Raw genomic sequence first — 22,368 nt, forward strand, 5'->3', positions numbered from 1 at the left:
TATGAAGAAAAATTAACTAGCCTACAACCCTCTTTCCTCCTGCCTCCAGCAAGAACTGCCTTCTGCTTTATCCCAACTACAAATATTTACGCCAACCTACTTACATCGACGCAACACATCTGACAGAGCGAATCTCCATGACATCGGAAACGTAACAAGTACCTCCGAACTTATTAAGGACTGGTTTGATATTTTCGACAACACGCTTGAGTTGTTCTGGCATACAAAACGCGAGGATGTAAACATTATCAAGCATGGTCATGTCTAAATCTTCTGTCGTTCCTCGTAATCCTTTACCAACAACATTTCGGATTACGGCATGGTTATGTACACCCGACTTGTCTAAATTATCTAAAATTTTGGCAAGCTCAAAGGAATTAGCGATAATTTCTATCTTTTTAACTACGTGCATATTATTACCTCCAAAATAGGTTAATTCCGTAGAGATATAACGGAATTCCCACAATAATATTGAACGGGAATGTTACTGCTAAAGCGGTTGAAACATACAGGCTGGGATTTGCTTCGGGAACAGTCATCCGCATAGCCGCAGGGACAGCGATGTAAGAAGCACTGGCACACAATACAGCGAACAACAGCGAATCTCCGCGAGGCATACCGATGAATTTGGCGATCGCTAATCCAATTCCTGCATTGAGTATTGGAATTAGTATGGCAAATAAAATCAGGAAAACTCCGGTTTTTTGCAAGTCTTTAATTCTTCTGGCAGCTACTAGTCCCATATCTAGTAAAAAGAAGGTAAGAATGCCATAAAACAATCCTTGAGTAAAGGGTTCTAATACGTGCCAACCACGTTCTCCTGTCAAGACGCCGATTAAGAGGCTACCGACTAGTAGAAAAACTGAACTATTAAGAAATGCTTCTTGCAAAACTTCCGACCAAGCAAATTCTCGCTTTTCATCGGCGGTGAATATACTTACCAAGATCAGACCTACAATGATCGCCGGAGATTCCATCAGGGCCAGAGCTGCTACCATATAACCATCATACTGAATACCAAGCTCAGTGAGAAAAGCGCCAGCAGTGATGAAAGTGACGGCACTGATAGAACCATAGGTTGCTGCGATCGCCGCAGCATCGTAAGTATCCAGTTTCCACTTCAGGATAAAAAAGGTGTAAATTGGAACAACACAAGCCATCAACATTGCTGCCAGGAGTGTTAAAATTACTTCCTGATTCAGTCCGCTTTTGATTAGTTCTACTCCTCCTTTAAAACCAATAGCAAACAGCAAATACAACGAAAGCAGTTTGGGTACTGGTGGGGGAATTTCCAAATCAGACTTGACAAAAATAGCAGTCATGCCTAAAAAGAAAAACAGAATTGGCGGATTCAAAATGTTGGATACAACTAAGCTAAAATCCATATCCACCCCTCTTTATACTTGTGAAACCTACAATTCAAGAAATTTTTCATCTTTAAAAATTTAACGGTTCAATGATGATGTATCTGGTATTGTTACCTAATGTAAATTGGGTACTCAAAGAGTGAATAGTCTTATTGGTGACTATACTTTCAGTTAGGTATTACAGTGTTTTTCAAGCAAATAAACCACGGTCTAGGAAACATTGTCATGTCCCCACAAAAACGTATTGGGGCAATTTATTAATTTAATTGCCCCTACTGTTGACAACAGAACAAGTTAGAGCTTGCTCACGATGTTTTGATGTTTGATTCCCCGTGGCTGATTTTACGACACAACGCACCGGAATAACTAGTGGCTAAGTTTTCTACGTAGAAAAATTAACGTATTGTTATGGCAATTATGAATTGCCCCGACAATGTTGTGGTCGATGTTTCGCGGATTTTTGGCATAAATCCGATAAAGATGATACCTGACAATCTTTGTTGACCAAGTTTCGTTAGGATGTTGTAATCTGGGCAATAGCGACTTTCTATTGATGTGACCCCAGGCGTAGGCGTAGCCCGCACTTCGGCTGCGCTCAGTGACCGTCGGAGACATCGCTTTTTCACATCTATGACAACAACCATCGACTTTCTCAGTCACCTTAACCCCAGCCAACGTCAAGCTGTCGAACACTACTGCGGCCCGTTGCTAGTTGTTGCTGGCGCAGGTTCCGGTAAAACACGAGCGCTGACTTATCGCATTGCAAATCTAATTTTGAAACACCGTGTCGATCCAGAAAATATCCTGGCGGTTACTTTTACCAATAAAGCCGCGCGGGAAATGAAAGAACGGATTCAACGCTTGTTTGCCGAACAACTGGCGATGAAACAACACGGTCAGCGATTGGATTTGTTGACAGAATACCAACAAACGCTACTGCGATCGCAAGTTTACAAAGATACGATTAAAGACTTATGGTGTGGCACTTTCCACAGTCTCTTTTCTCGCATTCTCCGCTTTGATATTGAAAAATACGTAGACGAAAAAGGACGCAAGTGGAATCGCAATTTTTCTATCTTTGATGAATCAGATGTAATAAGTTTAATAAAAGAAATCGTTAACAAAGAACTAAATTTAGACGATAAGAAGTTTGATGCTCGCTCTGTCCGCTACGCTATTAGTAACGCCAAAAACCAAGGCTTTTCACCCCAAGAATTTGAAAACGAGCAACCCAATTATCGCGGCCGGGTAATTGCCGATGTTTATAATCGCTATCAAAATAAATTAGTAGAAAATAACGCTTTGGATTTTGACGATCTAATTCTCGTACCTACTAGATTATTTCAACAAAATGAACAAGTATTAGGTTATTGGCATCGTAAGTTTCGCCATATTCTCGTAGATGAATATCAAGATACTAACCGAACTCAATATCAACTTATTCATTTATTGGTAACTAATGGTGAAACCAAAAAGAGTGAATGGGAATGGGAAAATCGCTCAGTTTTTGTAGTTGGTGATGCAGACCAATCTATTTACAGTTTTCGCATGGCAGATTTCACCATTTTGCTGGAATTCCAAAATAACTTTGGTGATGGTTTAGCAGATGATGATACCCGCACAATGGTAAAACTTGAGGAAAATTATCGTTCTTGTGAAAATATTCTGCAAGCAGCTAACGAACTGATTGAAAATAACACCCAACGAATTGATAAAATTCTCAAACCGACGCGGGGGCCGGGCGAGCAAATTTATTCTCATAAAGCGGATAATGAACTAGAAGAAGCTGACTTTGTAATTCATCAAATTCGCACTTTAGAACAGAAAAATCCTGAATTAAATTGGGGTAGTTTTGCCATACTTTATCGGACAAATGCCCAATCTCGTCCTTTTGAAGAATTGCTAGTTAAATTTCAAATTCCTTACACAGTTGTAGGGGGAATGAGATTTTACGATCGCAAAGAAATTAAAGATGTAGTTGCTTATTTAAGAGCGATCGCTAACCCAGCTGATACAGTCAGTTTATTACGAGTCATCAATACTCCCCGGCGGGGAATTGGCAAAACCACTATTGACGCTTTGGTAAACGCCTCTCAACAACTAGGGACAACTTTGTGGGAAATACTTAGCGATGAAACATCAGTTAATACACTAGCTGGACGGGCAACAAAAGCTGTAAATAACTTTGCCGCAATGATTAGCCGTTGGCAAGGACAAGTCGCTACGCTTCCGGTGACAGAGGTTTTGCAAGGAATATTAGAAGACTCTGGTTATGTTCAAGACTTGATGAATCAAGGCACAGATGAAGCCACAGATCGGGTACAAAACGTTCAGGAACTTTACAACGCCGCACTGCAATTTCAAGAAGAAAACGAAGAAATTTCCCTGCGAGATTTTTTAAGTAGTGCTGCCCTCAGTTCGGATTTGGATAACTTAAAAGAAGGGCAGACAGCCGTTTCTTTGATGACTTTGCACGCTTCCAAAGGTTTGGAGTTTCCCGTAGTGTTTTTAGTAGGATTAGAACAAGGGCTATTTCCCGGCTACCGTTCGCTGTCCGATCCGGCATCTTTGGAAGAAGAACGCCGCCTGTGTTATGTGGGGATTACTCGCGCCCAAGAAAGGTTATATTTGTCACACGCGCGGGAACGGCGTTTGTATGGTTCGCGCGAACCTGCGGTGCGATCGCAATTTCTCGACGAATTGCCAGAAGAATTATTAACTACTCAACGCCTGAGTCGTCAAAGTTATACCAAAAGTGCCTCTATTTCTAATGGAAAGCAAGACACGAAGCAGAATTGGCAAGTAGGCGATCGGGTATTACATAAAATCTTTGGTCTTGGTGAAATCACTCATGTTTTTCCAAGGGGTAATAATCTTTCTGTAGCGATTAAGTTTGCTAGTATTGTTTCACCAAAAATTATTGATCCCAGAGTAGCGCAGTTGCAACGAGTAGAGTAAGAGGTTTCTAAACGACCAAATAGACTGACTATACTTTGATGGTGTGTTGCTACAGAACAAGCTGTGTCAACTACAGAAGAAGCATTTATAGCTCCAGAACATACTGTACTAACTAAAACTTGTTCATTTGTAGCTCCAGAACGTGCCGGACTAACTAAAACTTGTTCATTAATAAGTTAGGAAGAAGTTTTATTAACTAAAGCTCCTATTTTACTTATCATTTTTGGACTTTTGATAATTAATCATTAATTTTCTTCAACCCAACTTTAGTTTTACTTATCTAATAACGAGTTATTTGTAACTAAAACACCAACATTTATAAATTGAGCTTAGGTTGTATTAACTCTAGCTTCTTTTGAACTTATCAAAGGATGAGTTTTTGTAGCTTAATTGTTTTTCATATTTCAATTTCTTCAAAGTGTTCAACAGTGGGAAATGGCTCATAAAAATGATGCAGAAGTTTTTTCCACTCTTGATACTCAGCAGAACTTCTAAATCCTACAGTATGAGATTCTAAAGTTTCCCACCTGACAAATAATAAGTATTTACCTTGAACTTCTATACATTTATGCAATTCATGAGATAAATATCCGTCCATTAAGGAAATAACTTTAGAAGCTTTTTTGAAAGCAGCTTCAAAATCTGATTCCAAACCAGGTTTAACATGAAGCATAACTGCCTCAAGAATCATAAAGTTTTTCGGTGATAATTAAAATAATGTTATATAATATCAATTTACTATTCCCGAAGTACATAGCCCACACCACGCACCGTATGAATCAAGCGTTTTTCATTATTTTCCTCTAGTTTTAGACGCAAGTAGCGGATGTATACTTCGATGATATTGGAATTACCCATAAAGTCGTAACCCCAAACTTTTTGTAGAATTTGGTCTTTAGTAAATACCTGACGGGGATGTGAGAGTATATATTCCAATAAGTCGAACTCTTTAGCGGTTAACTCAATTGCCCGCTTACCCCGGTAAACTTGGCGAGTCCGGTGATTTAAACTCAAGTCTTCAAACTGAAAAATATCTTGATCTGTTTCTTGAGTGCGGCGTAGATGAGCGCGGATTCTAGCTAGCAGTTCCTCTATACTAAATGGTTTGACTACATAATCATCAGCTCCTGCATCCAAACCTGCCACGCGATCGTTAACTTCATCTTTTGCTGTCAGTAAAATTACTGGTATTGAGATACCAGTTGCCCTCAACCTACGACAGATTTCCAAGCCTGACAGCTCTGGAAGCATCCAATCAAGAATGACTAAATCTGGCGATAACTCCCGTGCTAACGTTAAACCAGCGATGCCATCATGTGCCACGCTTATATTGTAACCTTCGCTACTTAGTTCTAGTTCGACAAATCGCGCTAGTTTAACTTCATCTTCAACCAAGAGGATATTTGCTGTCATATTTGTGATTTTAAAGTGTACAGAGTGACAATCAAAGTGTTTACTTTAACCTGACTTTGACTAGCTATGTAAGTAGAGTGATGGTAAACACACTCCCTTCTCCTAATTTTGATTGCACAGATACACTACCCCCCATACCCTCTACAAGTGTTTTAACAATGGATAAACCCAAACCACAACCGCCAGTCGCATGAGAACGGGATTCACCTACACGGTAAAATCGCTCGAAAATCCGTGTTTGGTGTTGTAAAGGAATACCATAACCTTTGTCACAAACTTGAATAATTGCTTTGTCATGAAACTGATTTAACTTTAAAATTATCGGCGTGCTAGCTTCAGAATACTTAATAGCGTTATCAATCAAATTGAGCAATATTTGTTTAAAACGGCTGTAGTCTATTTTAACTTCGATGGGATAAGTTGTTGACTCGATTGTAATTAAGCGATCGCTATATTTTTGCGCCATCACCACGACTTCTTCAACTAAGTCATTCAACACATAAGATTTCATTTGAAAATTCAAATAACCACTATCTGCTCGTGCTAAATCAAGTAAATCTTGGAGCAAGCGAATGGTACGCTCGGCTTCTGAGGCAGCAGTTTCTAAAGCTTCTTGTTGAATTTCGGTTAAGTTATTCTGCCGTCGCAAGACGCTTTGTAAGTAACCATGTACAATCGTCAATGGTGTGCGTAACTCATGAGAAACATTACTCACAAATTCTCGTTCTTGCTGCCAAGATTGCGAGAGCCGCGATAACAACATGGTTAAAGTTTGAGCTAATTCTTTGACTTCGCTGGGTGCATTATCAACATATAGTTGTGCTTGTCCTAAATCTTCTATAGAAATGACAGAAGTCATCTGACTTAGCTGGCGCAGTGGTTGCAGAGAATGCCTAATATAAAATGCACTTATCGTTATTATTACAATAATTGCCAAAATACTGCTAATATTCAAATTCCGCAGCATTGCCATAAACATTGTCTGTTCGCGAGTAATATTATGTACTACGAATAGCTTACCCAGAGACTGACCCTGCACTTGCAAAGAACTACTACTCATAACAAAGTAGCTTTGATTAACTTTATAAATTTGTGCTTTAATCTGCATATTACTAAGAGACATTAACTCACTCACAGTAGAGTCAGATAACAAATCAAAATTAGCAGATTTTATCAAAATTTTATTATCAGGACTTTTTACCCATAAAAATAGGTTAGTACTTGCTAAGTTATTAATAGCTTTTTGCAATCCAGTTTCTGGTTGCATCATTTCACTGTAAAGTTGCACATCACGCGGCAACCGCTCAGTGATTTCTTCTATATTATGTTTACGACTATCAATCAAAATTTGCTGCATTTTCCAACTAGTCCATGCAGCAAAACTACCTAATATTAAAGTTGAAAATGTAGCAAGACCAATAGTTAGCCGTAATTGTAATGAAAAAGGATCAAGATTTATCCAAACCTTTGTGGGGTGCTTCACTTTTAGTTTTGTCTAGAGTATTGATAATATTGTTATTCATTATTGATTTTTAGGTAGAGATTGTGGCTGAACTATACAAGGTTTAACATCACATTTTTGCTCATAAAGCATATTGATATAGCGTTCTTGCCAAGTGAGGGGAACTTCTAACAATGCTCGTGTTCCTGTTATCCCCTGCCCGATAAATAGTAATAGAGCAAGGGAACTAATAGTAATGTGAACCTTGCGCCAGCGATTGGTCTTATCTTTATAAATTTCTGGCAAAATAGAGAGTGAAATAATCATCAGTAGAGCAGAGGTTATCCCATAATAATAGTGAGAGGTATACCATTGGTCAGTTTTACGGTAGATACCATCTTGACATCCAAGCACCACTAATCCTATTCCTGTGAGGGTTGCAAATATGGCACGCCAGTTTTTCTGTTTTGCCTGATAGAGGAAATACAGAGAAGCGATCGCAGCCACAAACAATAATGCGATAAATACTACCTGAAATGGTGCTTTAATCCAAAGTTGATTTTCTAAAATATTACCAAAAATATCGTTGGCAAACGCTATTAAAACAATACCTACAACTGCTCCCGTTAGCCAGCGACCCAACTGGGTATGCTCTTGTCCTACAGTGGCGGGAATTTTACTCTTACCTATGGCTAAAGTTTGCAATCGGCGTTGACGGACTTGTAAAGCGCGGTTGACAATGACGCCAATTAAGGGAAATACTACTAGTACAGCGATCGCTGGATGTAACAACAAGATAGCATCTCTAAATTCCATATCTGACCTCTCATCAAAAGTTACAAATTAGTTTTTATCGAACAGAATTCAGGATTCAGGAGCAAAGCCAAAGACGCCCCTGAATTCCTCTTAAACCTCATCTATGTTGAAACCTAGAGTTTTTTAAAAAATATATTTTTGTAGGTTGGGTGGAGTGAAACGCAACCCAACATTACCACCAAATTTTATGTTGGGTTACGCTATCGCTGCACCCAACCTACAAAACTACGGTTTTCAAGGTAGACGAGGTTTAAATTATTTTTGTCTACCTATTTATCAGGACTATTTCGTTCTAAACACAAACCGCCCAGAACTAAAGTTTTGCGGCTCATAGCCCAAGTCCACGCTTGGTGGATTAAAAGCCTTTATTAGTCGTCTTTAGACGAATGAGTGCTATTAGCCTCAGAATAAATTCTAAGGCGGGCTAGATGAGAAGGAAATAGCCCTACCTACTTGTAACTAAGGATTACTTGACCTCATCAGCCTCAAACTTTGTTACTTTACCTTTTTTAACCGCAACTATTACATCAAAGGTAGAACAGTATGAAAAGGTGACATTATTGGCTTTATTGTAAAGATTAACCACCATACCTGCACCACCGGGTTGAATACCTAGCGGTTCAAGATCGCCAAAAAAGAAACGACGTAGTTCATCACCACCACCAAACTGACCTTTATGCTTGATGACCAAATCAATCTTTTGTTGAGTAGTCAAACCTGTAACATCTTTCTTTTCTGCGGCTGATGCTTGCATCAGTGAAGGACTCACAATTTTAAGTGGAACATCCCAAACTGTTAGCATACCAACAAGAGCAACACCTGTGAGCAGAGAAGAAGCAATTTTCATTTGTTTTTCCTTATGTTGAAGTTTCCTGATGAACTAAAGCATCTCATCTGCTACTGAAGTTCAAGTGAAACCAATCTAGTAATTGTCTGAATTTATCTCTTAGAAAAACTTAGTTTAGACTCAGCAGATTCTCAGGAAAGCGTGATGTTTTCAATCTCAGCCTGCTTTAAGTGTTTTCTCAGATTCATCTCACCTTAAATTACCCAAGTTAGCAGAGTATAGTAAAGAGTATTTTTTGCAGCAGTATTATTATGAGTAGACCGAAAAGATGGCATTCTTTTATTTATAAAATTCCCGGTCAAACCTATCTCTGGCTAGCAATTTTGATTTTTGGAGCTTCGAGTGCAGTTACCCGCAAGTTGACACAAATTGGCGCTCAACATTTCATGGATGGTCGAAATCCGATTTCTTTATGTAATGTTTTATTCGTAGGGAATTTATGTGCCTTGATAGTTATGTTACCTATTTATCGGCGACAGTGGAACAAAAAAGCTTTGCAACAACTGTCAAAGAAAGATTGGTTGGCGCTGATAGCAGTAGCTATTTTATCAGGAGCGCTTGTCCCTGGCTTAATTTTTCAGGCATTAGCATTAACAGCGGTGAACAATATTATTTTGATTGGACGCTTGGAACCACCTCTGGCTATGGCTTTATCAGTCTGGTTACTGAAGGAACGGGTAAATCGTTGGGAAGTTGTAGGAGCGATCGCTGCATTTGTCGGTGTTACCCTAACTATTTTCCTACAACCCTCACAGATGACTACGATCGATATGGGTGTTTTAAAATTAGGTATTGGGGAATTATTGGCGGCGATCGCAGCTGTAGCTTCAGTAGTTTCAATAATTATTGTTAAAGAATGGCTTTCCGATATCCCAGCAGGAATTTTTAGTATCTTTCGTACTGCTCTAGGAACTGTAATATTTTTCTTTACTGCTTTAATTCTCTATGGCAGCGACCACTTTATGGATGTATTTTCACCTTTTTTGTGGCAGTGGATGCTTGTTTATGCTGCTGTGATTGTGGTTTTAGGTCAATCATTTTGGCTCAAAGGCTTGAGAGCTTCTACCGTGTCAACGGCTTCTTTAGCTGGCTCTTTTACTCCAATTGTGGGAATTTTCGCAGCTTATTTGGTATTGGGTGAAGTCCCGACCTTTGCTCAATATATCGGTGGTAGCTTGATTTTAGCTGGAATATTCCTGGGCCAAGTTGGTATTCGTTTTCAGATTTCTCGTAAAGTTGCAACTCAAGTAGAACAAGGTATGGGATTTAAAGGAATCTGAAAAGTGCTGAGTCAGAAGTTATTTCTCTCTCATCTCCCCTAAAATATTGGCGATCGCACAAGTAAGTTCTGGCTGAGTCATATAACTAAGCTGATTTTAATTGAATAATCCCTTTATCAAAAACGCGATTATTAGTAGCGATCGCACTTACTTCTATTCTATCTTTATACACTTCATAAATTGATTTATTTTATGGCCATTTTTTAGTTAAAAATTGGTATGAATATTCAAACACTGAATTATTCCTTTTTTCGCAACATGTTTATAAACTATTACAAAGTAATCAAGATTTATTGCCTGAATCATTAAAGTTTATTCTTCTTAGTATGATTTCTCAAGACTGGCTTACATCATATAGGGAGGTTGCCGCAGTTGAAAATGCTCTAAAGAGAATATCAGCTAGAGTGAAAAGAGAAAATTATATAAAATCTTGAATAGAAGATTTATTATCTAATTATCAACAATTAAATCAAACTTTTTAGATTTTTTCTGCGATTTAATGAGCTATACAAATAATTTGTATTGTCAGCTAATTAAAAGCAGACTTGACATAATCAACCGCAATAGGCGTAATTTTTTCCACAAGATTATTAATCACGCCTCGTTCATATTCAGTCCAAATTCTGGGATGACCAAAAATGCATGGTTGTAAAATTCCCCAGAGTTGTCCATCCTGGCGGATATGGGCATGAATAAGGGCGCGATGTCCAAAATACTTCTGTTCAAATTCCCGATTTAAAACCTGAGAATCAGCAGTTTCTACATCTTCGACAAAGATTGAAGGTTTAGCACGTAGTGCAGCAGCAAACATCGGATCATCATCTACTAAAGTTGGGGGTTGTGCTGCCCATTCTTCATTATAAACAGTAGGTATATCTGGAGTGCGAACCCAACAAAAGGCAACTCTACCAAGGTCATTTTGGGGATTGTGCAGGTATAGAAAACATCTGTCGGACTGTAAAAAATCGCCTACGGCTGGCAACAGTGCAGAAAAAAAAGCATCTGGTGCTTGGTACGATTCTAAAATATTTTTGAGTGCAGAAGGAAGTTCTGGCTGAGTCATATAATTAAGCTGATTTTAATTGAATAATCCCTTTATCAAAAACGCGATTATTAGTAGCGATCGCACTTATTTCTATTCTATCTTTATATACTTCATAAGAAGCAAAACTTAAATCACTGGTAGAATACCCTGTCCACTCAGAACGCCCTACAGGACGATTGCCAGCACCCGCACCACAAATTAAGTAAGTTGTACCATCAATAGCACGAGTGCGTTCATAATTATGCTCGTGGCCATTGATGTAAAGTTGAACGCCGTATTTTTGAAATAGAGGAGTAAAAGTTTTAATAAAATCTGGATTATTCCCATATTGACCCGATGAATAAATCGGATGATGACCAAACACGACTTTCCAAGGAGCATTACTAAGACTTAATTCTTTTTCTAACCAACTTAGCTGGTTTTTCCAATCAGCATTACTGTTAGTATCTAAAGCAAAAAATTGTACTTGATTACGTTTAAACGTATAGTAACGTCCCTTCATATTAAAGCCAGCATACTTGACTTGTGGATCGCCATTATCAGTACGAATATCGTGATTGCCTAAACAAGCCTGAAATTTAACACCTTGTTTCAGTAAAGGTTGATAAGGACGCTCAAAAACTGCATTAATTTTCTCAATTTCGCCGTTATTGTAAATGTTGTCTCCAGCTAAAATGACTAAATCATAAGGATTTTTCTGATGATACGCATTCATTGCTCTAGCCACAGCATACTGTCCTTTAGCCCCAGTTCCCGTATCTGCTACAGACACAAAACGTAATAACAAGTCTTTTTTGGCTGGGTTGGCGGCTATAGCTGTTGTTGAATCGCTAATATCAGCACTTGGATGATTTTGATGAGCAAACATCCAGGCTAAAAATCCTGTACCAATGGCGCTGAAGCTACTTAAAAATAAAAATTGACGGCGTTTCAGTTTCATAAGTCACCAAATTTAATAAATAGTCAGTTTAGCGGAAAACTTTGAGCAATGAAGTGATACATTAATGCAAAAGAAGGCAGCACCAGTAATAATGTACGTTGTTTGTCTTTGATTCGCTGCTTTTGGTGAAAGTTCCATGTCACAAGACAATCAGTCAAAACCGACGGATGAGCAGATAACTCAACCTCCCCAAAAACCTTACCAGAGAGTTCAGCCATTTTGGAAGGCTAAAATTATCCAACTTCTCCAAGGAACGATTGGGGTTCTAGAAGTAACGGTGGAAAAACTGGAGAAAGCACCCCCACCTGGTAGTGAGGAAAAACCAGGTTTTTTTCAGCAGCTTCAGTTGTGGTGGGGTGGACTATTAAGGACAATCCGCTTGTTTTTACCATCAAATTTGTCAACAAAGTTATCAGATACAGCTTTGACAGGAATTGTAACTGGAATTGCTGTAATTCTCGTTTGGACAACTACGACTATTTTTACTGGGAAACCTACGGAAATAGCAACTGTTCCCCCAGTTGAAGAGGTTCCGATACCAACACCAACGATAACTACTCCACCGGAATCAGTCGTACCAGAACCACAGCCAACAGAGGAAATTACGCCGCCAGAAGTACAAATTACGCCACCAGAAGCACAAATTACACCAACACCGGAACCAGAATCAGAACCAGAACCAGAACCAATTCCTACGCCAACGCCAATCCCAACACCAACGCCAACGCCTACACCCATCATAGAATTGACACCTGAACAAGCTTTGATTGCGGCTATTGAAAATCAGGTCGCTGAAATTAGCGATCGCGTTGCCTCTGGTCTGATAAAGTCAATTCAAGCCAACTTCCGTACCAGTAACTTGACTGTCAAAATTAGTAATGATTGGTACACTCTCAATGAATCTCAGCAAGACAAACTAGCTGCGGAGATATTACAACGCTCTCAAGAACTTGATTTTACTCATTTAGAAATTATCGATTCCCAAAATACGCTAATAGCTCGTAACCCGGTTGTTGGGACTGAGATAGTAATTTTTAAACGGCAAATAGCAAGTTAAAATAATTCGTAATTCGTAATACTTCGGCTACGCTCAGTACAAGTTCGTAATTCGTAATACTTGCCAAAGGCGAAAAGCAAGCTACGTAATTCGTAATGACGCTCTTGCATCGCTAAGGTAATTCGTAATTTGGAGTTTAACTTTAAGTATTTATGTTAGACAATATTTCGCTATTGCTGAAAGCTTGTGACAATTTAAATATCAGCTATGAAATTCTTCATCCTTCGGAAAATTTAGTCAAAATCAAATTGAATAGTAAACAGCATTATTTTTGTAACTATAGCACTCCCTTACTTAATCAAGCAGTAGCACACCTGCTCAAAGACAAAGAATATACTTATCATGTTTTAAATAAAAAAGTTAAACTTCCTCGAACGGTGGGTTTTCTTTCCCCTTTTTGTGACACCAAATATAAGATTTACTTAAAATTTCCAACTATTCAAGATATCGTATTGGAAATAAAAGAAAACTTTGAAACGCCAGTGATTATTAAAAGAAATTCTGGTGCAAGCGGACATAATGTCTTTTTATGTAAAAATATAAATGAAATTGAAACTGCTTTAAAAGAAATTTTTAGTATCAATCATAAGTATGATTACATTGCTCTTGCTCAAGAATTTATTCAGATCAAATCTGAATATAGAGCCGTTTTCTTAAATAAAGAGTTGGTTCTGCTCTATGAAAAAGATATAACTGATGCAAAATTTGTCGGTAATCTCAGTCCTCTACACTGGGATGGTGCGAAAGCCAAGTATATCAACGATCCACAAATACTGTCAGAAATTGCTAATTTTGCTCAACCAGTTTTTGAAGAATTAGACCTTGATTATGGTGGTTTTGATATCGTATTAGATCGAGATAATCAATATTGGTTAATTGAAATCAATTCTCACCCCAATTTTGGCATTTTTATTAGAGACAATGGAGAGGAGCATGTGTTGAAAATTTTTGAAAAAATGCTAATTAGTCTAGCCTCAAAATAAAAAATTGGCATTGCATAATTAAAGTATGAATTTAAGTGTAGGCGTAGCCTGCACAACTCTTGGAGACGCTTTGCGTAGCCTTGCTTCCCGGAGGGGTACGACAAGGCTACTTCGACTGCGCGGTAGTTGAGCGCAGTCGAAACTCAGTACAAGTCAGTGACCATCGTAGACATCGCCAGAGCAATGTCCAAGGTCTGCATCCTAATACTTATCGGGTTTTGGGGAAAGGGACTCATGTTAAAAGGGAAAAACCTTATATATCGAGCCTTCTACTCCTTTTCCCCTTACCCTTTTCCCTTTAACCGAGCAGTATTGGGTCTGCATAACTCATATTTACGTCAGCCACGTAAGCTTAACCCTCTTTTGTGACTGCAAGCAGATAGAGTTTTTAGAAAGTAGAGGTGTATCAAGTGAAGTTAGATCCTAATCAAAATTATACCTTTAATAAGTATTTTGAAAATGGTTATTATTCAGAAGACTTAGCTGATTATTTCGGGTATCAGTTAGTCCTAGTTAATTTAATATTACCACTATATCAAGGAGAGTTAGATAGATTAGCTGAACTAAGAGATAGAATTACTGAAGTACTGCCTTATGTACCTTTAACTACGGAGTTGGCAAGAAGAGAAGTAATAATATCTAAGGTAGTCTTAGAGTTAATTCATTATACAAATGTTCAGATTAGAATTGAATTTGGCATCAAAGTTTCTAATCTACTTCAGGGAAATTTAGATTATCTAATTAGAACTTATAAAACAAATCAATTGTTAGTAGTTGAAGCTAAATATGAAGATTTAACTAGAGGATTCACTCAATTAGTTGCCGAAATGATAGCGTTAGATCGGTGAGAAGAATCTCCTGCAATTACAGAGCAACCTATTTTGATCGGTTCTGTAACTACAGGTAAGATATGGCAGTTTGCTAGATTAGATAGAGCAAACAAATATTTTGAATTAGCAATTAATAGTTATAGAGTTCCAGAAGATTTAGAAGAACTAATGCGAATTCTCCTAGCAGTCTTAAAATCAGAATAGGCGTTCTAGAAAGACATATTCAAAACATTAATATTTTCATAAACGCCAAAATTCACTACTTTGATTAGCTAATATATCGGTTTGCAGTTGAGTCCAATACAAACCTAACCCCTAATCCTAAACCTTATAGCGTTGGAGAGTAAAACTCCAAACTCCTAACTCTTAATTTCTAACTCCCCACTCTCATTGCCTGAGTTGGTATCCATACAGTAAAAATTGAGCCGATACTTACAGTTGATTCTACTTCAATTCGACCTCGATGAAGTTCTACGAGTTGTTTAGTTAAAGCTAATCCAAGCCCAGTGCCTTCGTAGCGGCGGCGATAGGGTGTATCGAGTTGCTGAAATTTCTCAAACAGTAATGGTAATTGTTCTTCAGGAATGCCAATTCCGGTATCTTCTACTTGAAAAATAGCGGTATTATCTTCCACCCAAAGACGTAAAGTAACACTGCCACTTTCAGGGGTGAATTTAATCGCGTTAGTTAACAGATTCCAAAGAATTTGTTCTACTCGTTTGGCATCGCCGATAAAGCGATCGCACCTGGGATCGATTTGCAAATCAAGTATGAGATTAATTTGTTCGCTTGCTGCTTTTTTTTGCAGCGATTTTACAGCATTTTCGGCAACATTTACTAAAGAAAATTCCGAAATATTTAAAGCTGTCTTACCAGCCTCGATTTGCGATAAATCGAGGATGTCATTAATCATTTCTAATAAATGTTCTCCACTGTCGTGGATGGTTTGCAGATAACCCCGTTGTCGTTGGCTCAATTCACCCAAAGGCCAACGTAATAACGTCGAAGACATCCCAATCACATAAGTTAAAGGCGTGAGCAATTCATGACTGATAGTAGCGAGAAACTCACTTCTAATCCGGCTAGCAGCTTCGGCCGCGAGTAAAGCATCACGCAGGGCCATTGTCCGCTCAATAACTCGTTGTTCGAGATTTTGTTTTTCTTGGGTGAGAGTTTGCATTAACTCAGCTTGGTGAATCGCGATCGCTAATTGTTCTGCGATCGCAACCAGCAAGCTTTTTTCGCTATCATTCCACTGGTGTGGGCGATCGCACTGATGAGCAATCAGCAATCCCCACAGTTTATCCTCAAACATAATCGGTGCAGCGAACTTAGCCCTAACTTGGCATTCCCTTAAAAAATTCAACAAACATTCTTCTAGAGCATAAGTTTTTTCGACATCATCCACAGCTAAGGTAAAACCTTGCTGATACTTCTCCCAACACTGAGAGGTTCGGATAAAGCAATTTTTTTCCGTGTAATTCAACACCGATGTAATAGCATCTGTAGCACGAGCTTCATAGACAATATAACCTCCATACTTTTGGCAGTCTCTTAGTAGAGGTTGATTATTTGTTGATATAAAAGGCGAGTGTCCATTGTGGTTTTCGTGTAGAGAAAAATAGATTTCGGCAGGTTCCCTAACCGATGGTTCCATGTCTGTTGTCAGTGCCGTTTCATTGAAGGGAATAGTATCAGACTGGTATGGTTGAGTATTTACTTGAGAAGCTGCAAATTTATAAATTACTAATCTGTCTAATTCCAAAAACTCACGCACCTGTGTAATTGCCGTTGCCATAATGACCGACAAATCCAGGCTTTTGCGGATCTGTGTTGTTACCTGATTTAACAACCGCTCTTGGGAAATCTGTTTTTTTAAAGCATCTTCCACTGGCTGACAGATATAAACTGCTGGCCCAATTGGGCTGGGAGATGCTATTATTTCTTGGTTTGGCTGAGTGAGGAGATATTCTAATAACAACAGCGTGAATTGACTTTGGAGCTTGGCATCATTGGGTTTAATGATTTGCTGATAACGTTCGAGATTTTGGTGAGTATAAGAATCGCACTCAAACAAGTTTCTCAACTCGTAGACAAAAGAAGCGATCGCCTCCAAATTAAACGTCAACTGAGCATTGATTTCTGTTAGCGGTAGCAGGGCGTTTAGCCCGTGCTGAGTGCCCAGTTCTGAATGAATTTCTTGCTCCCCTGCTCCCCTGCCCCCACTTCGGCTACGCTCAGTGACCACCTGCTCCCCTGCCCCCCTGCTCCCCTGGTTACTGAGTTTAGCCTGAGCGGCGTCGAAGGGCGTAGTCGAAGTATGCTCCCCTGCCTCCCTGCTCCCTTGCCCCTCCTCAAATGTTCCTACCAAGAGCGCACTAAACTGCTCAGAAACCACTAATGTAAACCTTTGCCTTTGCCACTCCACAGGGATGTAAATCCGCGCCAACGCAGCTTCAGTCAGTATCAAAACGGCACTTCCCACCGTTTGAGCCATCTGTTCTAACAACTCCCCAAGCTGATTAAATACAACAATAGGCAAGGTTCGAGAAAAGCTCAAATCAGGAGAACTAAGCATTTTCAGTCATTTTGGTAAGAGAGGGCACAATCCAGGGAAAAAAGTTTGTTTTGATTATGTACTAACCAATAACTTAAAACGGTAACACAGGATTATGCATCGTATAAGTAGCACATCGGGTGGATGGAATCAGTCAGAAGGTATAATTTTTTTAGAACAAACTCCCGCGCCTTTTGTCTTGATTACGGCTGCTGATACTGACATTCAAACCTTAGCAGCTGCGGTGACAAAGTTACCCCCAAGCTTTCCGGCATTAAGAGTCGCCAACCTGTTGCAGTTGCAGCAACAATTAAGCATAGATACTTATGGCGAGCAAGTTTTAGAACATGCCCAAGTAATTATTTTGCGCTTATTAGGAGGACGCTCTTACTGGGGTTATGGCTTAGAAGTAGTGCAAGAAATTGTGCAACGAAATGGTAGAACCCTCATTGTAATGCCAGGGGATGACGCTTTCGATCCCGATTTAATTTCCCAGTCTACCGTGCCCTTGGCTATTGTTAACCAGGTATGGCAGTATTTTAGCGAAGGCGGCGTGGAAAATTTCGTTAATGCTCTGCAATTTATCTCCGATAGTTGCTTATTAACTGCATATAATCCTGCACTACCTCAGCCGATTCCGCGCGTCGGCTTGTATGAATGGGGAGCAGGGGAGCAGGGAAGCAGGGGAGCAGGGGAGCAGGGGAGCAGAGGAGAGTTAGAACTTCATTCATCCACCTTTGAACTGGATGAATCCACCTCAGATACTCGTTCATCCACCTTTGAACTGGATGAATCCACCTCAGATACTCGTTCATCCACCTTTGAACCGGATGAATCCACCTCAGATACTCGTTCATCCACCTTTGAACCGGATGAATCCACCTCAGATACTCGTTCATCCACCTTTGAACCGGATGAATCCACCTCAGATACTCGTTCATCCACCTTTGAACTGGATGAATCCACCTCAGATACTCGTTCATCCACCTTTGAACTGGATGAATCCACCTCAGATACTCGTTCATCCACCTTTGAACTGGATGAATCCACCTCAGATACTCGTTCATCCACCTTTGAACTGGATGAATCCACCTCAGAACTCCGTTCATCCACCTTTGAACCGGATGAATCCACCTCAGATACTCGTTCATCCACCTTTGAACCGGATGAATCCACCTCGTCCCCTTGTCCCCTTGTCCCCAATCCCCAATCCCCAATCCCCAAAATCGGCATCCTTTTCTACCGCGCTCATTATTTAGCGGGGAATACTAAAGTAATTGATGCTTTATGCGAAGCATTGGCACAGAAAAATTTACAACCAGTACCAGTATTTGTTTCCTCATTGCGCGAACCAGATGTGCAAGTTGAGTTGAGTGAATTTTTCCAACCCAAAGAAGCCGAATCAATCGCTGTGCTGCTAAATACCACCAGTTTTTCTCTAGCACGCTTGGAAAGTGAAACACCCCAAACTGAACTTTGGCAAAAATTAGATGTGCCTGTGTTGCAGGTAATCCTCAGTGGCGGATCGATTGAGCAGTGGGAGTCACAATTTCAAGGGCTTTCTCCCCGCGATATTGGGATGAATGTGGCGCTACCAGAAGTAGATGGACGGATTATTACTCGTGCTGTGTCTTTTAAAGCCTTGCAAACTCGTAATCCCCATTTAGAAACAGATGTGGTAATTTATGAACCAGTGAGCGATCGCATCGAGTTCGTTGCTAAACTAGCAGCAAATTGGGCGCGTCTACGTTCCAAACCACCCCAAGAACGGCGAATTGCCTTAATTCTGGCAAACTACCCCAACCGCAATGGCCGCCTCGCCAATGGTGTGGGACTCGACACCCCAGCAAGTTGTGTAGAAATCCTGCAAGCTTTACGTCAAGCTGGGTATGAAGTAGAAAATCCACCTGCTCAAGGAGACGAGTTGATTCAACGGCTGACAGATGGTGTAACCAACGATCCAGAAGGTAGAGAATCGCTTCCGGTACACCAAAGCGTCTCTTGGGAAGAATACCAAGAATATTTCGCTTCATTACCGCCAGCAGTTCAGCAAGGTATTAGTGAAAGGTGGGGAATGGGGCATGGGGACAAGAGGGACAAGGGGGACAAGAGGGACAAGGGGGACAAGGGGGACAAGGAGACAAGGGGAATTATTGAACAAATCTCTCCCAAGTCTCCCCCCTCCTCCTTGTCTCCCTTGTCTCTTCTTCATGCCCAATCCCCAATACCCAATACCCAATCCCCAATTCCCGTTCCCGGAATTCAACTCGGCAACATCTTCGTAGGAATTCAGCCAGCAAGGGGTTATGATAATGACCCCAGTTTGAATTATCATGCGCCGGATTTAGAACCAACTCATGCTTATTTAGCTTTCTACTATTGGGTTAGAGAAACTTTTGGTGCTGATGCTGTAGTTCATGTGGGAAAACACGGAAATCTAGAATGGCTACCGGGTAAAAGTGTGGCTTTATCGAGTAATTGTTATCCAGAAGTAGCCTTCGGCGCACTTCCCCACCTGTACCCGTTTATTGTCAACGATCCTGGTGAAGGTTCCCAAGCCAAACGTCGCGCCCAAGCGGTGATTATAGATCATCTCACGCCGCCAATGACTCGCGCAGAACTCTACGGTTCTTTGCAACAGTTAGAAAATTTAATTGATGAGTATTATGAAGCCGACAGTTTAGATCCTTCGCGTTTGCCAGTAATTCGCGATCGCATCCACGAACTGGTAATCAAAGAAAATTTACACCAGGATTTGGGGATTCAAAACGAAGAAATTTTGAATTTTGAATTTTTAATTTTGAATTCCATAGGTGGTTATCTGTGTGAATTAAAAGAAGCCCAAATCCGCGACGGCTTGCACATTTTTGGGCAATGTCCCCAAGGACGGCAATTAAGGGATTTAATAGTAGCGATCGCTCGCATCCCCAATCGCCATTCTTCAGGTATTACCCGTGCGATCGCTCAAGATTGGGATCTAGACTTCGATCCCCTCACAGCAGATTTGTCAATGCCTAGTGGTGAATACTCAATAGTCAATAGCACAAAATGCCGCACCCTCGGTGATATTGTCGAAGTCCTAGAAGAACACGCCGCCCTTCTAGTAGAACAACTAATAAATCAGGATTCAGAATTGAGAATTCAGGAATCTTGTAGAGACGCGATTCATCGCGTCTGTGCTGGCGGGGGAGACGCGATGAATGGTGTCTCTACCTGGATACGCGATCGCCTGCTTCCAGCTTTACAACAAACCCACGAAGAAATTACCCATTTATTACACGGACTCGATGGCGGATATGTCCCCAGCGCTGCATCTGGCGCACCCACACGCGGCCGCCCGGAAGTTCTCCCAACAGGAAGAAACTTTTATTCTGTCGATATTCGCGCCATTCCCACAGAGACAGCTTGGGATATCGGCAGAAAAGCTGCTGAAACTCTCGTAGAATATTACACTCAAGAACATGGCGAGTATCCCAAAACACTAGGCTTATCATTGTGGGGCACAGCCACTATGAGAACAGGCGGTGATGATATAGCCGAAGCCTTAGCTTTACTTGGAGTCCAACCAGTATGGGATGGTGCAGCACGGCGAGTAGTAGATTTTGAAATTTTACCCTTAACGATTTTGGGGCGTCCCCGTGTAGATGTCACCTTGCGAATTTCGGGATTCTTCCGCGATGCGTTTCCCAACTTAATTGACTTATTCGCTCAAGCAGTATCAGCAGTAGCAGATTTAGATGAACCGCCAGAACAAAATCCTCTAGCAGATGCAGTTCGCCAAGAAACTGAATTGTGGACAAGCCAAGGATTAACTTTAGAAGCAGCCGTGGTGCGATCGCGCTATCGCATCTTTGGTTCTCGCCCAGGTGCTTACGGCGCTGGACTCCAAGGTTTAATCGAATCGCAAAACTGGACAGATGACGAAGATTTAGCCCGCGCCTACATTAACTGGAGTTCTTACGCCTATTCATCGGAAAACTTGGCAGGGGAGCAGGGGAGCAGGTGGTCACTGAGCGTAGCCGAAGTGGGAACAGGGGAGCAGGTGGTCACTGAGCGTAGCCGAAGTGGGAGCAGGGGAGCAGAGGAGCAGGGGAGCAGGTGGTCACTGAGCGTAGCCGAAGTGGGAGCAGGGGAGCAGGTGGTCACTGAGCGTAGCCGAAGTGGGAGCAGAGGAGGAGAAATTCTTCCTAACTCCCAGTCCCCAATTTCCACACCTAACTCCTCACTCCTAACTCCTAACTCCCCACTCCCTTCTCCCGAAGCCTTCGAGCAACGCTTGTCTCAAATGCAAATTGTCCTGCACAATCAAGACAACCGCGAACACGATTTACTCGATTCTGATGATTATTACCAATTTCAGGGTGGCTTAACGGCGGCAGTGCGTTCTCTACAGGGAAAAAATCCTCAAACTTATTTTGGAGATAATTCTATACCCACCCAACCACGCGTTCGCCAACTGAAAGCAGAAATTGCACGAGTGTATCGTTCTCGCGTAGTTAATCCCAAGTGGATTGCAGGAGTCATGCGCCACGGATACAAGGGAGCCTTTGAAATGGCGGCGACGGTAGATTATCTATTTGCCTACGATGCAACCGCTAAATGTGTCGAAGATTACATGTATCAAGGCATAGTGGAAGCTTATTTACTCGATCCAGTTGTTGTAGAATTTATTCAGCAAAAGAACCCTTACGCACTGCGTGATATTGCTGAAAAATTATTAGAAGCACACAAGCGCAATTTATGGGAGGATGTAAATATAGGAACATTAGAAGCTTTGAGAAACCTAGTACATCAAGCTGAAGCAGTTATCGAAGAAAAATCAATGGTGTAGGAA

General features: G+C 40.6%; 19 protein-coding genes. 8 read left to right on the forward strand and 11 right to left on the reverse strand.

Annotated elements, in window-relative coordinates; all coding sequences use genetic code 11:
- Nucleotides 1-100: 100 nt before the first annotated feature.
- The 3 genes from NSTC731_RS34805 to NSTC731_RS34815 all read right to left on the reverse strand — a co-directional run bounded on the left by NSTC731_RS34805 (nt 101) and on the right by NSTC731_RS34815 (nt 1,982).
- Nucleotides 101-412, reverse strand: a complete 312-nt coding sequence (locus NSTC731_RS34805) for a P-II family nitrogen regulator (RefSeq protein WP_322695628.1) — start codon at nt 410-412, stop codon at nt 101-103.
- Between the two features lie 4 nt (nt 413-416).
- The gene (locus tag NSTC731_RS34810) at nt 417-1,385 is read right to left on the reverse strand and encodes a sodium-dependent bicarbonate transport family permease (protein ID WP_445628918.1); all 969 of its coding nucleotides are present in this window, start codon (nt 1,383-1,385) and stop codon (nt 417-419) included.
- Between the two features lie 348 nt (nt 1,386-1,733).
- Entirely contained in the window at nt 1,734-1,982 is a 249-nt protein-coding gene (locus NSTC731_RS34815; protein ID WP_445628919.1) for a hypothetical protein, read from the reverse strand.
- A gap of 15 nt (nt 1,983-1,997) precedes the next feature.
- Here NSTC731_RS34815 and pcrA point away from each other — a divergent pair, with 15 nt between their 5' ends.
- Complete coding sequence (pcrA, locus tag NSTC731_RS34820; protein ID WP_445628920.1) at nt 1,998-4,325, forward strand: DNA helicase PcrA; 2,328 nt, start codon at nt 1,998-2,000, stop codon at nt 4,323-4,325.
- A 397-nt stretch (nt 4,326-4,722) separates the two neighbouring features.
- Here pcrA and NSTC731_RS34825 read toward each other — a convergent pair whose 3' ends face one another.
- The 5 genes from NSTC731_RS34825 to NSTC731_RS34845 form a co-directional block, all read right to left on the reverse strand.
- Complete coding sequence (locus tag NSTC731_RS34825) at nt 4,723-5,016, reverse strand: antibiotic biosynthesis monooxygenase family protein (protein ID WP_445628921.1); 294 nt, start codon at nt 5,014-5,016, stop codon at nt 4,723-4,725.
- A gap of 47 nt (nt 5,017-5,063) precedes the next feature.
- Nucleotides 5,064-5,738 carry a response regulator transcription factor gene (locus tag NSTC731_RS34830; protein WP_445628922.1) on the reverse strand — a complete coding sequence of 225 codons (675 nt, stop codon included), beginning with the start codon at nt 5,736-5,738 and terminating at the stop codon, nt 5,064-5,066.
- A gap of 64 nt (nt 5,739-5,802) precedes the next feature.
- Nucleotides 5,803-7,221 carry a sensor histidine kinase gene (locus NSTC731_RS34835; RefSeq protein ID WP_445628923.1) on the reverse strand — a complete coding sequence of 473 codons (1,419 nt, stop codon included), beginning with the start codon at nt 7,219-7,221 and terminating at the stop codon, nt 5,803-5,805.
- Nucleotides 7,222-7,260: 39 nt separating this feature from the next.
- Nucleotides 7,261-7,995 (reverse strand): DUF4079 domain-containing protein, encoded by a 735-nt coding sequence (locus NSTC731_RS34840; protein WP_445628924.1) that lies wholly within the window; start codon nt 7,993-7,995, stop codon nt 7,261-7,263.
- A 466-nt stretch (nt 7,996-8,461) separates the two neighbouring features.
- Nucleotides 8,462-8,842 (reverse strand): hypothetical protein, encoded by a 381-nt coding sequence (locus NSTC731_RS34845; RefSeq protein ID WP_445628925.1) that lies wholly within the window; start codon nt 8,840-8,842, stop codon nt 8,462-8,464.
- Between the two features lie 251 nt (nt 8,843-9,093).
- Between NSTC731_RS34845 and NSTC731_RS34850 the strand changes: the two genes are divergently transcribed.
- Nucleotides 9,094-10,122, forward strand: a complete 1,029-nt coding sequence (locus NSTC731_RS34850; RefSeq protein WP_445628926.1) for a DMT family transporter — start codon at nt 9,094-9,096, stop codon at nt 10,120-10,122.
- Nucleotides 10,123-10,301: 179 nt separating this feature from the next.
- Nucleotides 10,302-10,556, forward strand: a complete 255-nt coding sequence (locus NSTC731_RS34855; protein ID WP_445632244.1) for an ACP phosphodiesterase — start codon at nt 10,302-10,304, stop codon at nt 10,554-10,556.
- 95 nt (nt 10,557-10,651) lie between these two features.
- Here NSTC731_RS34855 and NSTC731_RS34860 read toward each other — a convergent pair whose 3' ends face one another.
- Both NSTC731_RS34860 and NSTC731_RS34865 read right to left on the reverse strand, forming a co-directional pair.
- Complete coding sequence (locus NSTC731_RS34860; protein WP_445628927.1) at nt 10,652-11,185, reverse strand: GAF domain-containing protein; 534 nt, start codon at nt 11,183-11,185, stop codon at nt 10,652-10,654.
- 4 nt (nt 11,186-11,189) lie between these two features.
- Nucleotides 11,190-12,107, reverse strand: a complete 918-nt coding sequence (locus NSTC731_RS34865; RefSeq protein WP_445628928.1) for a metallophosphoesterase family protein — start codon at nt 12,105-12,107, stop codon at nt 11,190-11,192.
- Between the two features lie 136 nt (nt 12,108-12,243).
- On the opposite strand from NSTC731_RS34865, the gene NSTC731_RS34870 reads away from it, so the two are divergent.
- The 4 genes from NSTC731_RS34870 to NSTC731_RS34885 all read left to right on the forward strand — a co-directional run bounded on the left by NSTC731_RS34870 (nt 12,244) and on the right by NSTC731_RS34885 (nt 15,181).
- Nucleotides 12,244-13,164: a hypothetical protein gene (locus tag NSTC731_RS34870; RefSeq protein ID WP_445628929.1), complete on the forward strand. Its 921-nt coding sequence runs from the start codon at nt 12,244-12,246 to the stop codon at nt 13,162-13,164.
- Nucleotides 13,165-13,316: 152 nt separating this feature from the next.
- Entirely contained in the window at nt 13,317-14,147 is an 831-nt protein-coding gene (locus tag NSTC731_RS34875) for an ATP-grasp domain-containing protein (protein ID WP_445628930.1), read from the forward strand.
- 410 nt (nt 14,148-14,557) lie between these two features.
- A complete protein-coding gene (locus NSTC731_RS34880) occupies nt 14,558-14,995 on the forward strand; it encodes a hypothetical protein (RefSeq protein WP_445628931.1) in 438 nt (145 codons plus the stop codon).
- Between the two features lie 33 nt (nt 14,996-15,028).
- A complete protein-coding gene (locus NSTC731_RS34885; protein ID WP_445628932.1) occupies nt 15,029-15,181 on the forward strand; it encodes a hypothetical protein in 153 nt (50 codons plus the stop codon).
- A 169-nt stretch (nt 15,182-15,350) separates the two neighbouring features.
- On the opposite strand, the gene NSTC731_RS34890 is transcribed toward NSTC731_RS34885, so the two are convergent.
- Nucleotides 15,351-17,555, reverse strand: coding sequence for a GAF domain-containing sensor histidine kinase (locus NSTC731_RS34890; RefSeq protein WP_445628933.1), 2,205 nt, complete (start codon nt 17,553-17,555; stop codon nt 15,351-15,353).
- A 94-nt stretch (nt 17,556-17,649) separates the two neighbouring features.
- Here NSTC731_RS34890 and cobN point away from each other — a divergent pair, with 94 nt between their 5' ends.
- Nucleotides 17,650-22,365 carry a cobaltochelatase subunit CobN gene (cobN, locus tag NSTC731_RS34895; RefSeq protein WP_445628934.1) on the forward strand — a complete coding sequence of 1,572 codons (4,716 nt, stop codon included), beginning with the start codon at nt 17,650-17,652 and terminating at the stop codon, nt 22,363-22,365.
- The last annotated feature ends 3 nt before the right edge of the window (nt 22,366-22,368 follow it).

The organism is Nostoc sp. DSM 114167, from assembly GCF_052692655.1.